The organism is Streptomyces sp. NPDC047453 (assembly GCF_040643155.1).
Taxonomy (GTDB): Bacteria; Actinomycetota; Actinomycetes; order Streptomycetales; family Streptomycetaceae; genus Streptomyces.
This window is the reverse complement of record NZ_JBEYTS010000029.1, coordinates 32,808-46,457: the sequence shown is the minus strand read 5'-3', so window position 1 is coordinate 46,457 and position 13,650 is coordinate 32,808. Positions and strand designations below refer to the sequence as shown.

Annotated in this window: 14 protein-coding genes and 2 pseudogenes; 14 read left to right on the top strand and 2 right to left on the bottom strand. The window is 70.3% G+C overall.

The annotated features are described in order from the left end of the window. Positions 1–19 precede the first annotated feature (19 nt). The 11 genes from ABZ818_RS24150 (at position 20) to ABZ818_RS24100 (ending at position 7,403) form a co-directional block, all read left to right on the top strand. Positions 20–271, top strand: coding sequence for a hypothetical protein (locus tag ABZ818_RS24150; RefSeq protein ID WP_100569654.1), 252 nt, complete (start codon positions 20–22; stop codon positions 269–271). 110 nt (positions 272–381) lie between these two features. Further along, positions 382–855 carry a TadE family protein gene (locus ABZ818_RS24145; RefSeq protein WP_361418207.1) on the top strand — a complete coding sequence of 158 codons (474 nt, stop codon included), beginning with the start codon at positions 382–384 and terminating at the stop codon, positions 853–855. Continuing rightward, on the top strand, positions 856–1,284 hold the full coding sequence (locus tag ABZ818_RS24140) for a TadE/TadG family type IV pilus assembly protein (RefSeq protein WP_361418204.1): 429 nt from the start codon (positions 856–858) through the stop codon (positions 1,282–1,284). Between the two features lie 5 nt (positions 1,285–1,289). Beyond that, the gene (locus ABZ818_RS24135) at positions 1,290–1,763 is read left to right on the top strand and encodes a pilus assembly protein TadG-related protein (protein ID WP_361418345.1); all 474 of its coding nucleotides are present in this window, start codon (positions 1,290–1,292) and stop codon (positions 1,761–1,763) included. A 7-nt stretch (positions 1,764–1,770) separates the two neighbouring features. Continuing rightward, complete coding sequence (locus ABZ818_RS24130) at positions 1,771–2,088, top strand: hypothetical protein (RefSeq protein WP_361418201.1); 318 nt, start codon at positions 1,771–1,773, stop codon at positions 2,086–2,088. Then, on the top strand, positions 2,085–3,512 hold the full coding sequence (locus ABZ818_RS24125; protein WP_361418199.1) for a putative T7SS-secreted protein: 1,428 nt from the start codon (positions 2,085–2,087) through the stop codon (positions 3,510–3,512). Before ABZ818_RS24130 ends, ABZ818_RS24125 begins: the two co-directional genes overlap by 4 nt. Next, the gene (locus ABZ818_RS24120) at positions 3,509–4,840 is read left to right on the top strand and encodes a hypothetical protein (protein WP_361418195.1); all 1,332 of its coding nucleotides are present in this window, start codon (positions 3,509–3,511) and stop codon (positions 4,838–4,840) included. The genes ABZ818_RS24125 and ABZ818_RS24120 overlap by 4 nt, the downstream gene beginning before the upstream one ends. Continuing rightward, positions 4,837–5,454: a hypothetical protein gene (locus tag ABZ818_RS24115; RefSeq protein WP_361418192.1), complete on the top strand. Its 618-nt coding sequence runs from the start codon at positions 4,837–4,839 to the stop codon at positions 5,452–5,454. The genes ABZ818_RS24120 and ABZ818_RS24115 overlap by 4 nt, the downstream gene beginning before the upstream one ends. Before the next feature lie 8 nt (positions 5,455–5,462). Beyond that, the gene (locus ABZ818_RS24110) at positions 5,463–6,053 is read left to right on the top strand and encodes a hypothetical protein (protein WP_361418189.1); all 591 of its coding nucleotides are present in this window, start codon (positions 5,463–5,465) and stop codon (positions 6,051–6,053) included. A 108-nt stretch (positions 6,054–6,161) separates the two neighbouring features. After that, positions 6,162–6,458, top strand: a complete 297-nt coding sequence (locus ABZ818_RS24105) for an ATP-binding protein (protein WP_361418186.1) — start codon at positions 6,162–6,164, stop codon at positions 6,456–6,458. Positions 6,459–6,491: 33 nt separating this feature from the next. Then, positions 6,492–7,403, top strand: a complete 912-nt coding sequence (locus tag ABZ818_RS24100; protein WP_361418183.1) for a hypothetical protein — start codon at positions 6,492–6,494, stop codon at positions 7,401–7,403. A gap of 24 nt (positions 7,404–7,427) precedes the next feature. Here ABZ818_RS24100 and ABZ818_RS24095 read toward each other — a convergent pair whose 3' ends face one another. Together ABZ818_RS24095 and ABZ818_RS24090 are read right to left on the bottom strand one after the other, a co-directional pair. Beyond that, positions 7,428–8,507, bottom strand: a complete 1,080-nt coding sequence (locus ABZ818_RS24095; RefSeq protein ID WP_361418342.1) for a hypothetical protein — start codon at positions 8,505–8,507, stop codon at positions 7,428–7,430. Next, positions 8,507–9,124: a hypothetical protein gene (locus tag ABZ818_RS24090; RefSeq protein ID WP_361418175.1), complete on the bottom strand. Its 618-nt coding sequence runs from the start codon at positions 9,122–9,124 to the stop codon at positions 8,507–8,509. The genes ABZ818_RS24095 and ABZ818_RS24090 overlap by 1 nt, the downstream gene beginning before the upstream one ends. Positions 9,125–9,407: 283 nt before the next feature. On the opposite strand from ABZ818_RS24090, the gene ABZ818_RS24085 reads away from it, so the two are divergent. From ABZ818_RS24085 to ABZ818_RS24075, 3 genes and pseudogenes are all read left to right on the top strand, one after another. Beyond that, positions 9,408–12,377: a BTAD domain-containing putative transcriptional regulator gene (locus tag ABZ818_RS24085; protein WP_361418172.1), complete on the top strand. Its 2,970-nt coding sequence runs from the start codon at positions 9,408–9,410 to the stop codon at positions 12,375–12,377. After that, positions 12,374–12,562, top strand: a pseudogene (locus ABZ818_RS24080) (prepilin peptidase); the annotation flags it as partial. The gene ABZ818_RS24085 and the pseudogene ABZ818_RS24080, both read left to right, overlap by 4 nt. A gap of 519 nt (positions 12,563–13,081) precedes the next feature. After that, positions 13,082–13,627: pseudogene (locus ABZ818_RS24075) on the top strand (A24 family peptidase); the annotation flags it as partial. Positions 13,628–13,650 lie beyond the last annotated feature (23 nt).

Here is a 13,650-nt window from a genome sequence, read left to right as displayed (position 1 = left end):
TCGAGAGGAAACGACTGTCATGAACGGACGAGACTTCCACACCGGGATCCCGGCCGTGGACTTCCTGGTCACCTTCCTGGGCGGCCGTGTGCAGCGCGCCCGCTCCGGCGAACTGGACCGCGGTGCCTCCGCGGTCGAGTGGGTCATCATCTCCGCGGTCGTCGTGGCGATCGTCGGCGTGGTGGCCGCCATCATCAACTCCGCGCTGAGCGAGGGCGCCAACAAGGTGGGCAACTGCATCAAGGGCGCGGACGCGGGCAAGACCTGCTGACCGCGTGTACGGCGATCGCGCGTGCGGCGAGTGCGCGTGCGGCGAGCGTACGTAGGACGTGCGCACGTACGACGCGCGTACGACGAGGAAGCGCAACGGGGTGGACGGGGATGCTGGCGGACGTGGGCGGACGGGTGCGACGCGCGGTGCGCCGCAGGGTGCGGGCCGCGCGTGAGGTGGCGGCCACCGGCGGCGACCGCGGGATGACCGCGATCGAGTTCGTGCTGCTCACTCCCGTACTGTTCTTCATGATCTTCGCGACGGTGCAGTTCGCGCTGTACTTCTTCGCCGACCACGTCGCCCAGGCGGCGGCTCAGGCCGGCGCCCGCAAGGCCCGCGCCACGGCCGACGAGCAGCCCGGCGCCTGGCGGGGTGAGGCACGGAACGTCGTCGACGCCTACATCCGCCAACTGGGCCCGCAACTGGTGCTGTCGCCGGACGTGAAGATGCTGCAACCGGAGCAGAACACCGTGGGTGTGGAGATCTCGGCGCGGATCCCGACGGTGTTCCCGGGCCTGAATCTGACGGTGCACGCGCAGTCGTCGGGGCCGGTGGAGAGGTTCGTGCGGGAGGACGGGAACTAGATGAACCGCCCTTCCTGGAGGCCTGTTTCGTCCGCCCATGACGACAGTGGCCTGTCCACCGTGGAGGTCGTGATCCTCGCCCCGGTGATGATCCTGTTCGTCCTGGTGCTGGTGGCCTTCGGCCAACTCGTCGAGGGCCGCGGCGCGGTCGACGGCGCGGCACGTGACGCGGCACGCGCGGGCTCGATCCAGAAGGACCACGCGACGGCCATGGCCGAGGCGCGCAAGGCGGCGGAGGCGGACCTGGCGGAGGTCTGCTCGGGACCGGTCTCGGTGGTGCAGACGAGCGCGGGCTTCGCCCCCGACACCCTGTTCACGGTCGAGGTCAGCTGCCAGGTACGCGGCCTGGCGTCGCTGGGCCTGAACATCCCGACGACGCTGTCCGCGAGCTTCAGCTCGCCGCTGGACCCCTTCCGGAGGTCGGCGTGAGGAACGTGAGCGCCACCGCGGCACACCGTGCGCGCACCTGGTGGTCCGCCCGGGGGACGGCACTGGACGACCGCGGTTCGGGCGCTGGCGCGGTCATCATCTTCGCCCTGGTCTTCCTGGCTCTGTCCGCCTTCGTCATCGACGGCGGCTTGTCCATCTCCAAGCGCGAACGCGCCGCGGACATAGCGGAACAGGCGGCCCGCTACGCCGCACAGGACATCGACCGCGAGGCCCTCTACAACGACGAGGGCGGCCCGGCGCCGATCAACTACGGGAACTGCGACGCCCGCGTGAAGGCTTTCGCCCGGGAGATGAGCATGACGGGCGCAGACATCGCCGCGAGCCACTGTGTGGCAGCCGACACCGACCAGGTACAGGTCGAGATCCAGCTGACGTACTCGCCCGTCTTCACCGGCATGTTCTACGGCGGCAACGTGGCCGTCCACGGTCGGGCGGTGGCCAAGAACGAGGTGGGGTGACGCCGACATGAGCGATCAGCAAGCGGACATAGACAGGATCAAGGAGTGCTCCAGGGCGCTGAAGCGCATCCGTGACACCTTCGCCGAACGGGGCAACCCGGCCGAGGGGTTCGGCGTCGGGGAGATCGGCTCGCAGCGGATCCTCGACGCCTTCTCGAAGTTCGACAGCAACTGGAAGATCCACCGGCGAAAGCTCGCCGAGGAGCTGGAGTCGCTGCACGCCATCACCAAGACCGCGGCGGAGTCGTACGAGCAGATCGACCACGAACTCGCCGAAGCGCTGCGGAACTCGGACAAGGACGGGCAGAAGGGGGCGAAGAAGTGACAGGTCGGCCCGCCGCTCACCGCTGGTCGGTGCTGGACGAGACGTCCGATCCGATACCCGGTGACCCGTACGAGGTCGCGAGGCTCGGCCGGCAACTGCGCAAGACCGCCGAGGCCATAGAGAAGGAGGCCCGCGAGATCAAGGCGCTGGCCTCCGTCGAGAACTGGAAGGGCAAGGCCGCCACCGAGTTCCAGGACTCGGCGAAAGGCGCGGGCGACAAGCTGCGCAAGGCCTTCAAGCGCTACGACGAGGCCGCCACCGCCCTCGGCACCCAGGTGCGGGAGAACGTGTGCAGCAACGAGTACGCCTCCGAGCTGCATCGCGCCCAGCAGATGGCCGACCAGGCCCTGGGCGACGCGGAGCAGGCCCACGGCGACCTCTCCTCGGCGGAGCGCTCCCTCGACGGGCAGCCGGACGACACTCCGAAGGACGATCCGGACACCAAGAAGTACAACCGGCAGAAGGAACAGGCCTCTTCCAGCCTGAAGGCGGCGAAGGAAGCCCTCCAGACCGCGAAGGGGATCCGCGACAACGCCGCGAAGGCGGCCGCCGAGGCGATATACGACGTCATCGAGGGTGACGGGCTGAAGGACGGCTGGAAGGACAAGTTCAAGAACTGGGTCCACGAGAACGCCGGCTGGCTCACGGAAGTCTCGAAATGGGCGGGGCGCATCGCCCTGTGGGCGGGTGTGGCGGCGCTCGCCCTCGGATGGATCCCCGTCATCGGACAGGTCATCGCCGCGGTGGCCAACGCGGTGGCCCTGCTGGCCAGCGTCGTCGCGCTCGCCACCGACCTGGTGCTCGCGCTGGGCGGCGAGGGAAGCTGGAAGTCGGTGTTCCTCGACGCCGTGGGCCTGGCGACCTTCGGCATCGGACGGGCGGCGATGGCGGGCGCCAGGGGAGCGGCCGCCGGGACCAAGGCCCTGGCGCGCAGCAACCTGTTCAAGAACGCCATCGCCTCGGGCATGAAGTCGAACAGGGCGTGGAACCTGGCCAACCGCGGCGCCCAGGGAGCGATCCGCGGAAAGGCCGCGGCCAAGGCCCTGGCGGGCATGCCGAAGGGGAAGCTGCCGTCGTGGAGCAACCTCAGGGAGGGGTTCAGTCCGGTCTCCATGTACCGGGATACCGTCGACGGTGTGAAAGCGATCGGCGGCGCGTTCTCCAAGCAGGCCTGGCGTGATGGGGCCCGCGGTCTGGCCGGACCCCGTTCACTGGGCACACTGGATCCCGACCTCGCCAAGGCCGCGTCCGGTCTCAAGGGCATCGCACCGAACGCCCTGAAGATGCCGGATGTCGGCCATGCGCTGAGTAACTTCTCCGGACAGACCAACGTCTGGGCGGGCGCGACCGCCACTGGAGTGGTCGCGGGAGCCGAGGGGGCGTACGGAACGGTGACGGACCTCTACGACAAGGTCACCCGATGATCCCCGAGCCCGCGCTCAGACCCGCCGCCTCGCGTGGCCCAGGCCTCGAACTGTGCCACCGGTCACGGCTCTACCTGGACGACGGCGACCTCGTATTGCGGACCCGCACGCGCACACGGCGCTTTCCGACCGGAGACGGCGGGATCACACGCGCGGTTTTCCTCGACGTCCCCGGTGACGACAAGGAACGCATGGGGCCTACGATCGAGGGCTCGTGGGGGGAGGTCCAGCTACAGGACCGCGACGGTGCGCTGGTCGGCTCCTTCAACTTGGAGGACTGGTTGCCGGAGTCGCCCGCGATCCCGAAGCGATGGGTGAAGGGCGAGCAACTGCTCGACCGTACAGGTGTGGCCGCCCTGTTCAAGGCCGCGGGCATCCCCGTGCACGTGGTGACTGATCGAAACGACCCGCTGGTGGCGTCCGGTTCACGGTCGCGCGGAGCCAAGTCCCTCTCTCCAGGGGGTGAGTTCCCCCGGTGGTACTGGAGCCTTCGGGCCGTAGCCTTCGTCGTCTGGTTCGCCCTGTTCACGGTGATCCTATTCTTCGAGACGACAGAACCCTGGGTCATCCTGCTGCTCGCCGCCACCGCCCTCGTCGGCCCGGTGGCGCGGCTTGTCGTGCGGGCGTGGACCCGGCTGCGTCTGCGGGAGTGCGTCCCTGTCGTACGGGAACGGATCCGGCCCGCGCCCGTGGAGGGGATGGGAACGACCGTCAGGTTCTGCCGGGACACGGAGTTGCGAGTGCAGGACCGCGATCTCGTGCTGCGCGTTCTCGGCGGGCGGGAATACTGGCTTCCGCTCACCGGTCCGCATGCCCTGACCTTCCTGGTGCTGGTGCGCGACCGGACGGGGCAGCCGCTCGGCGTCGAACTGCGCGGCCCGCACGACCAGGTGCGAGCCGTACTTCTGTGGCGGCTCTGGTTCGGCGGTAGGGGTGGCGCCGACGGCTGGTCCAGGCTGCGTCGGACCGCCGGGCTGACCGCCTCGGAGCGCAAGCTGGCCGGGAAGGCCCCCTGGCCAAAGGCGCTGGGGGCGCTCGGCACCGACCTGCTGCCCGACTCCGCAGGGACGGCACGCAAGCTGTCCCGCTTTCCCAGCACCATCGTCGGCCTGTCGTCCACGGCCCTCATGGCGTTCGGATCGTACTTCTCCATCGGCCAGGGCCTGTGGATCGAGGATGTACACCCCCAGGCGGCAATGGCGGCGATCCTCGCAGGTGCAGTAGGCCTCGTCCTTCAGGCGGTGCCCTACGCCGCCCACCAGCTGCGCAGTCGGCTCTGGCTGGAACGACCGGCGTCGGAACAGAAACCCACGGAGCAACCCGTATGAACCAGACCGAGGAGACCGGTGAGATCGGGGAGACCCTTCCTCCGGGCGACTACCGGCTGCTGCTTCCCGAAGGGTGGTTCCGGATCCTCCTGGAGCCCGAGCAGCGGGACAAGTCGATCGACGCGCTCGTGGAGCGCCAGTTCCACGGCATTGACAACGCGCCGCACCTGAAGGAGGAACTCCGCAGGGACCTGCGGCGCCGTGCCGCCAAGGCGCACCGCAGCGGTGGCATCGAGCTGTACCTCAGCCTCCAGGAGGTCGGCCCCTTCACCATTCCGGCCTCGCTGCTGGTCACCCTGGCGCCACTGCGGCACCCCGAGCCGCTGCCGCTGGAAGGCCTGGCGCAGCGGTTCGCCGACGACGGCGAGGGATCGGTGACCGTCGAGGAACTGCGCTCGGGCCCCGCCGTCCGGGTCCGCAGGCTGATGCCGCAGGGCAACGACGAGGAGGGCACCGAGCCCCCGCACAACTCGCTCTCGGTGGAGTACCACCTCCCGGTCCCCGGTACGACCGCTTTCCTGCTGCTGACCTTCTCCACACCGCTCGAGGCGATCGCGGACGCGATGGCCGGACTCTTCGACGCGATCGCCGACTCGCTTACCTGGACGGAGTGACCGACACCATGACCGACGACCTCTCGAACCTCGGCCTGGAGTGCTCGGAGGACTGGGTGCCCTTCCCTGTCGCCGGGAGCGTGGACCTGGACTACTGGGCCAAGAGCCAAGCCGAGGAACTCGCCGCGCGGTACGCGCAGGACGGCGAGACGGGCGACGCCCGCCGCCTGGCACGGGACCTGAAGCGCACAGCCGCCGACTGCCACACCCGCGAGCCACTGGCCGCCTTCGGCTGGTACGTGAGCGGCCACGAGACGGTGGCGGCCATCATGGAACTCGATGCCATCCACCCCGACGAGACGTTCCCCGAGGTCACCCTCGACCTGCTGGTCGAGCACATGTCCGGCCACGACTTCGGCGAACCGGACGTACGCGAGGTACGGCTCCCCCTCGGCGACGCCGTCCGTATCCGGCAGAACCTCATCGGCGAGAAGAAGGGCTTCTTCGGCCCACGCCCGGTGATCCACACCGTGTTCTACGGCGTCCGCCCGGACGGCATGGAGACGGCCCTCACGATACTGGTCTCCTGGACGGAACCGGTCCTGGACGAGCCGGCCGAGCAGATGGCCGACAACATCGCGAAGACGCTCTCACTCTGACAGCAATCGCCGGTACGCCGCGATGCGCCGACGCATGAACAGCCGGGAGGCTCCGAGCACGAGCAGCAAAGCGGCGACCGTGCCGGCCCCGAAACGTAGTCCTGCGGCGTGCAGATCGCCATTCACCAGCAAAAGGAGAAGAAGTTGGTCTCCAACGCCGTACGGCACACCAAGGGGCCTGCCGCCCTGCGGGTGCGCTGGTCGGTGGGCGTACTGCGGATCGGAGCGTGGGACACCGATCCCGCGCCGCCCGAGCCGCCGGCGCCGCTGGAGCAGGTCGTCCATTTGGAGGAGGGACGTGGACTCGCCCTGGTTCGAGCCTGCGCCGACCTGTGGGGCTGGCAGCCACTGTCCAGGGAGGGCAACCGGGGCAAGTACGTGTGGTGTGACCTGGTCGCGGCGTAGCTCGTTGATCACATCGGATGGAAAGGAGGGCGGATGGTCAGCTCGTCGCACGAAGGCCTGCACCAGATCTGTCAGAAGGACCCGGCGGGTTTCACGCGCACGCTTCAGCGTGTGCTGCGCATCCCGATTCCCGAACCGCGGGACTTCGCGGTCCTCAACGCGGACCTGACGGAGATCGAGCCGGTCGAGCGACGCGTGGACACGTTGCTACGTGCGGAGACGGACGAGGGGACGTACCTTCTGGTCGTCGAGCCCCAGGGCAAGCGGGACGAGGACAAGCGCGGAAGCTGGGCTTACTACCTCAGTTACTTGTACGCGAAGTACCGCTGGGAGCCGGTGCTGATCGTCCTGACTCAGAGCAGGTCCACCGCACGCTGGGCGACACGGCCGATCCGCCTGGGTCTGCCTGGCTGGCACTCGCTCACTGCACGACCGCTGGTGCTGAGCCCGGAGAACGTGCCGCTTGTCGCCGACGAGGCAGAGGCCCGGCGGGATGTCTTTCTCGCCGCGTTCTCGGCGATGACGCATGGTAAGGGCCAGGGTGCCGCTGCCATACTGAAACCGCTGGCGGCAGCCCTGGCGACCACCGATACCGACAGCGCGGGAATGCTCGCGCAGTTCGTCGAGTCGTGTCTGGTCGATGTCCAGGCCAAGCAGATCTGGAAGGAGCTGATGATGCCGGTCAACTACTTCTTCCGGCACGAGGTCGCCGAGAAGGTACGGGAACAGGCTCGCGAAGAGGGCATCGAGGAGGGTGTGGAAAAGGAGCGTGCGTCGATGGTCCTCCGGATCCTCGACTGGCGTGGCATCCCTGTACCGGACTCCGCACGCGATCGTGTGAAGACCTGCTCCGACCTGGACCAACTCGAAATCTGGGCCCAGCGGGCCGTCCGCGCCACGAGCTCGGAGGAACTGTTCGTGGACAGCGGCGACGGGTCGACCTGAGGACGGCGGCCGACCTCGGGTGATTCAGCGGTTGATCGACTGGATCTCCTGGACGTTCATGTCCTGGGTCGTCTCGAAGGTGCCGTCGGGAAGGTCGCCCTTGGCGCCGCCGGTGCCTTGCCAGGTGATCTGCCAGGTGATGGATGCCTTGAGGCGGTACGGCTGCCCGTTCGTGGCGCGGAGGTACCTGATGCCGCACGGCGGGGTCTTGTCCGCGTTGCCCTTCGTGTACGGGGTGCCGATCGAGCCGTCGTCGTTGATCGTGCAGTTGCCGGAGGACGGGTAGGTCTCGGCGTCCTCCGTGCCCGGGTTGAGGTGGAGGGCTACCGGCTTGGCCGTGGTCTCGGCCCACAGGCCGGTGTTCGGGAGGTCGGCCCTGACCTTGACCTCTTTGAAGGTGCCCTTGTCCAGCCAGGCCCAGGTCGGGAGATTCACCGTGGACTTCGCCTGCGGTTTGAGCTCGATCTCCGTCTCGGGGACCTTGACCTTGTTGTAGGCGTACTCGGCGAGTGTCTTGGGGGTGGGGGTGTTCGGGTCGTTCGGGAGTTTGCCGGCGTCGACCCAGAACATGACGCGGCCGCAGTCCCAGGAGGCCGGGTCGGCGGGGTCGGGTGCGACGCCGCGCCAGAAGTAGCCGTTTTTGTCGAGGTTGTAGTCCTTGTAGCCGTCGGCGCTGCTGTTGGTCGGTGAGTGGAGGTCGAAGTTGTCCGCGGGTTTGCCGTCGCGGTAGTGGTCCGTCCACAGTTCCTTGCCGAACCACGATTCGTGGATGCCGACGTCGCCCCCGCCGTCCATGTCCACGAACTTCTTGAGTCCGGCCGGGGTGAAGGCCGGTTCGTACCAGCAGGCGGGGGGCTTCCAGTTGGGGTCGACAGTACCGAGGTTGCCCTGCTTGCCTCCGCCGTTTCCACCGCTCACGTAAGTGATCCGGATATTGGAGACGGAGGCCGAGAGGCTTCCGTCGCCACCGGCGTTCCCTTTGGCGCTGCTCTTGCCGTTGTTCTTGGTGTTGCCTTCACCGAAGGCGTGAGCCGACGTGGAGGAGAGGGTGACCGCCACGGCCGATGCGAGAGCAGCAGCCACGATGCCGGTGGGCCGCGACATCAGGAGCAGCCGCCCCTCTTCGAGGTGGTGGACACGGTCTGCCACACACCCTGTCCGTCCTTCTGCATGGTGACGGTGTAGGCGACCTTGGGGTCCATGCCCGCCGGATTGCCCACGACCTTGCCCGTCTCCCGGTTCTTCGTACGGGCGTTGCTCTCGTCCGTGCAGTAGGCGAGCTGGGCCTTCGTGTTCTTCGCGAAGAGTGCGACCTTGGGATCGAACACGGGGAGCGCCCCGATGACGGTGACGTTCTTGCCTGTGTATGACTTGATCCACTCACGGTCCTGGGAGAGGCCCGCCTTGGTGTCGTAGAAGGCGAGGGCCTCGCTGTCCGGGTTGTTCGCGATGATCGCCGCGTAACCGGCCCGCAGCTGCTCCTTGCCGTCGTTCAGGACGGCCTGCTCGTCGGGGTCGCTGCTCGTCCAGTTCGCGAAGGTCAGCCGGAAGCTGCTCGGGATGGTGACCTCGGGGCGCTGTGCGTCAGCGACTGAAGACGCCGAAACCGTAGGCGTAGCCGCCCCCGTGTCCGCCCCCTTGATGTCATCGGACTTGGCGTCTCCGCCCCCGCCGCACGCGGTGAGCGTGAAGGTCGCGAATGCGGTAAGTGCGGTGAGCATGCTGGCGGTTGCGGGTAGGGCGCGGCGGGCCACGGTGGATCTCCCCCGGAGGACGACGACGTGTGCAGCGGACAACGAAGCTATCAGGGGCGACAGGAGGGGATTTGGGTGCTCGGCGGGGGATTGTGGGGGAAGTCGAGAGGTATGGCGTGGCTGTTGTGAACGGTGTGGGGGTGTCCGAAGTTGAGGGACGGAAGCTGTGTCGCCCCCGTCAATAGGATCTCTGTAGGCTCAGTACGCCCCATTTACCGCACCCACTTCACACACCATCAGGACACCCGCCATGCCGCGACGCCGTAGTTCAAGCTCGACGGGAAGCCCGACGGGAGGCTCGACGGCCCCGAGGAGCCGGACGCCGCAGCCGGTGCGGGTGCGGCGGCGTACGGGCGGGGACTTCGTGAAGGCGTTCCTCGCCTTCCTGGCCCTGCTCGTCCTGCTCGTCGGCGTGCCGCTGGCACTGGCCACGCAGATCGGATGGCCGCTGCCGCACGGCGTGCCGAGCCTGGACTGGCTCCAGCAGGAGATCACCGTCCAGACCTTCCTGAACATCCTGACGGTCGTCGTCTGGCTCGCCTGGGCGCAGTTCACCGCCTGTGTGCTCGTGGAGATGAAGGCCGCGCTTTCTGGCGTCGGGGTGCCGGGGCGGGTGCCCGGAGCCGGCCCCAGCCAGTTGCTCGCGCGGCAACTCGTCGCCGCGCTGCTGCTCGTCGGGGCCACGGCCGCCAGCCTCACGCCGGGGCTGTCGCAGCTCGGGCACGGCCTGGAGGGGAACCAGAAGGGGACCGTCGCCGCCGCGCAGCGGACGCCTGGCGGGCTGTTCGGACAGCAGCGGGAGCAGGCCGCGAACACCGCGGCGGCCGTCGCCGAGCAGGCCGCGAGCGTCGCCGCGAAGGCGGAGGCCAAGCAGGGCGACACGAAGTACTACCGGATCCAGCCGCCCGAGGGGCGCCACCACGACTCGCTCTGGGAGATCGCACAGCGGCACCTCGGCGACGGGCGCCGGTACAAGGAGATCTACCAACTCAACAAGGACCGGGTCCAGCCCGACGGCTCCCGGCTGTCCGAGGCCAGCCTCATCCGGCCCGGCTGGATCATGGAGATGCCCGCGGACGCGCACGGCGGCGAACTCGTCGAGATGCCCGACGGCGCGCCGGGCGTCTCCGAGCAGGTGCGCCAGCAGATCCACGACTACGCCAAGACCGGCGACCACGCCCAGGGCGGGGGCGGCCACGCGCAGGGCGGCGGCCATCAGCAGGACGGTGGCTCCCACGCCTCCGTACCCGCCCAGCGGCCCGCCCCCGACGCCGGGCAGGACCGGAAGCAGCACGCCGGCGACACCGCCGCCACCCCCGCCTCCTCCGGGCGTTCCTTCGGACTGCCCGAAGCCCTCCTCGGCGCCCCGCTCCTCGCCGCCGGTCTCCTCGGCGCACTCGGCCACCGGCGCCGGCAGGCACTGTGGCAGTCGGCGCTCGGCGCCGTCGGCGGGCGGCGCGGCATGGAACCGCCGACGCCGACCGGGAACGCGCTGGACGTGCAGGACGCGCTGCTGGTCGGCGCCGACCCCGAGGGCGTACGGCGGCTCGACCGGTCCCTGCGCGCCCTCGCGGCCGCCCTCGCCGCCGAGTCCCGGCCGCTGCCCGTCGTCTATGCGGCCTGGCTCACCGGAGGCGACCTGCACCTCCAGCTCGCACAGCCGGCCGGCAAGCCGCCCGCGCCCTGGCAGACCGGGCAGGACGAGACGTTCTGGATGCTGGCGCGCGCCGACGCCGAGCAGTACGAGGACGCCGACACCGCCGCCCCGTACCCCGGGCTGGTCAGCCTCGGAACCATGGACGACTCCCGCCTGCTGCTCAACCTGGAGGCCGTGCCCGGCATCGTCTCGCTGAGCGGCCGCGCCTCCGACCGGGCCGCCGTGTTCGCCTCGGTCGCCGCCGAACTCGCCACCAACGGCTGGTCGGACCGCATGACCGTCACCCTCGTCGGTTTCGGTCAGGACCTGACCCCGCTCGCTCCCAACCGCCTGCGCCACCTCGACGGCATCGAGGCGCTCCTTGAGACGATGGAGGCCGAGACGCGGCAGCGGCGCGGCGCGCTGGGCGCCGCCGGGCACGACTCCGTGCTCACCGGCCGCACCGGGCCCGCGCAGCACACCCGTTGGGCCCCGCACCTGGTGCTGCTGGCCGCTCAGCCCTCAGCCGAGGACGCCCGCAGGCTCGCCGAACTCGCCGCCGACGCCAGCCGGTTGGGGATCGGCTACCTCGTCGGCACGGAGTCCGACGAACTGCCCGGTGCCGCCTGGGAGATGGAGATCACCAGCGAGGGCAGGCTGCTCGCCCCGCTGCTCGGGCTCGAACTCGACGCGCAGATGCTGCCGTCGGCCGAACAGCAGGCAGTGGTCGAGCTGTTCGTCGAGGCCGACCCGGAGAGCGGGCCCGAGGGGCCGACGCCCACCCCGCCGTTCCTCGTCGACATCAGCGAGCAGGGGCGGCCTGCGGTGTACGCGCGGCTCGTGGGCCCGTACGAGATCATCGGCCTCGACACCCCGGACGACGAGCGCAGCGCGCTGCTGCACGAGGCGCTGGCGCTGCTGCTCCTGCACCGGGAGGGTGTGCATCCGCGGGTGCTGTCCTCCGCGCTGTGGCCGCGCGGTGTCACCGACGACGTGCGGGACGCGCTGGTCGAGCGGCTGCGCTCCTGGCTCGGCACCGACCCCGACGGCACCCCCCGGCTCGGTACGGACGACACCGGGCGGCTCACCCTCGCCAAGTCCGTCGTCTCCGACCTGGACGTGCTGCGCTCGCTGTACCACGAGGCCACGCAGGGCAAGGGCGCGGACAACCGGGCCGTACGCGGCCGGCTGCTCACCGACGCACTGGTGGTGGTGCGCGGACCGCTGCTCGCCGACCGGCCCGAGGGCCGCTACCGGTGGCTCACCCATGAGATCGTCGACGCCCAACTGCCCCTCATCGTCGCGGACATCGGGCTCGCCCTGTCCTCCTTCCACCTGGAGAGGGACCGCGCGGAGAAGGCGATCGAGGCGCTGGACGCCGCGCTGCGCACCGCCCCGTCCGACGAGCGCCTGTGGAACGAGCTGCTGCGCGCCACGTACGCCACCGGCGACACCGCCCGCCTCGAGGCGCTCGCCGCCGACCTCGTCGACCGCGGCGGCGCCCGCGGCCTGCCGCCGCGCACCGAGGCCCTGCTCGACGAACTGCTGCCGGCCTGGCGCAGCGCCGTCGCCGCGGCGGGATGAGCACCGTGCCGTCGACCGGTCTGCCGCTGGTCGCCGCCGCCGCGTTGTGGGGCGCGGTGGCGGGCGCGTCGCTGCCGCGGGCCGCGTACCGGTTCTCCGTGCCGTCGGGGGAGCCGTGGCGCGAGCGCTGCCCGGCCGGACATCCGGTACGCGGCTGGATCGGCCGCGGGCGATGCGGGCAGTGCACCACCAACTCGGCCGCCACCTTTGCCGGTGACCCGGCCGCCACCCCCGTCGGCAGCCCGGCTGCCACGCCCGCTGGTGATCCGGCCGCCACCCCTGAGGGTGCCCCGGCCGCGACCCCCGCCAGTAACTCGGCCGCCACCTCTGCCGGTAACTCGGCTGCCACCCCCGTCGGCAGTCCGGCCGCCACGCCGGCTGGTGATCCGGCCGCCACCCCTGAGGGTGCCCCGGCCGCGACCCCTGAGGGTGCCTCGGCCGCGGCCCCCGCCAGTAACTCGGCCGCCACCCCTGCCGGTAACTCGGCCGCCACCCCTGCTGGTAACTCGGCCGCCACCCCTGCCGGTAACCCGGCTGCCGCATCCGTTGGCGAGCCGGCCGCCACGCCCGCTGACGATCCGGCCGCGACCCCTGCCGACGACCCGGCCGCCACGCCGGCTGGTGATCCGGCCGCCACCCCTGAGGGTGCCCCGGCCGCACCCCCCGTCACCGATCCGGCCACCACCCCCGCCCGCCCCCACGCCTCCTACGGCCCCCGCACCCTGCCCGCAGCCGCTGCCACCGCCCTCGTCTGCGCAGCCCTCGCCGGCGTCACCGGTGACCGGCCCGAACTCGCCGTCTGGCTGCTGCTCGCGCCGGTCGGTGTGCTGCTCGCGGTGGTCGACTTCCGGGTGCGGCGGCTGCCCGACGTGCTGACCCTGCCCCTCGCGGGCGCCGCCCTCGGACTCCTCGGCCTGGCCGCACTTGTCCCCGGGCACGCCGGCCACTGGCCGACCGCGCTGTACGGCGCCCTCGCGCTCGGCGGCGGCTACTTCGTGCTGTTCCTGGTCAACCCCGCCGGGATGGGGTTCGGCGACGTGAAGCTGGCCCTCGGGGCGGGCGCCGTCCTCGGCTGGTACGGCTGGCCCGTCGTCCTGCTGGGCACCTTCGCCGGTTTCCTGTTCGGCGCGCTGTACGGCGGCGCCCTCGTCGTCGTACGGCGGGCCGGGCGCAAGACGGCCATCGCGTTCGGGCCGTTTCTGATCGCGGGGGCGTTCGCCGGAGTCCTGATCGGCGCGTACGGAACCTGAGGTCAGCATCGCGAAACGGCTGA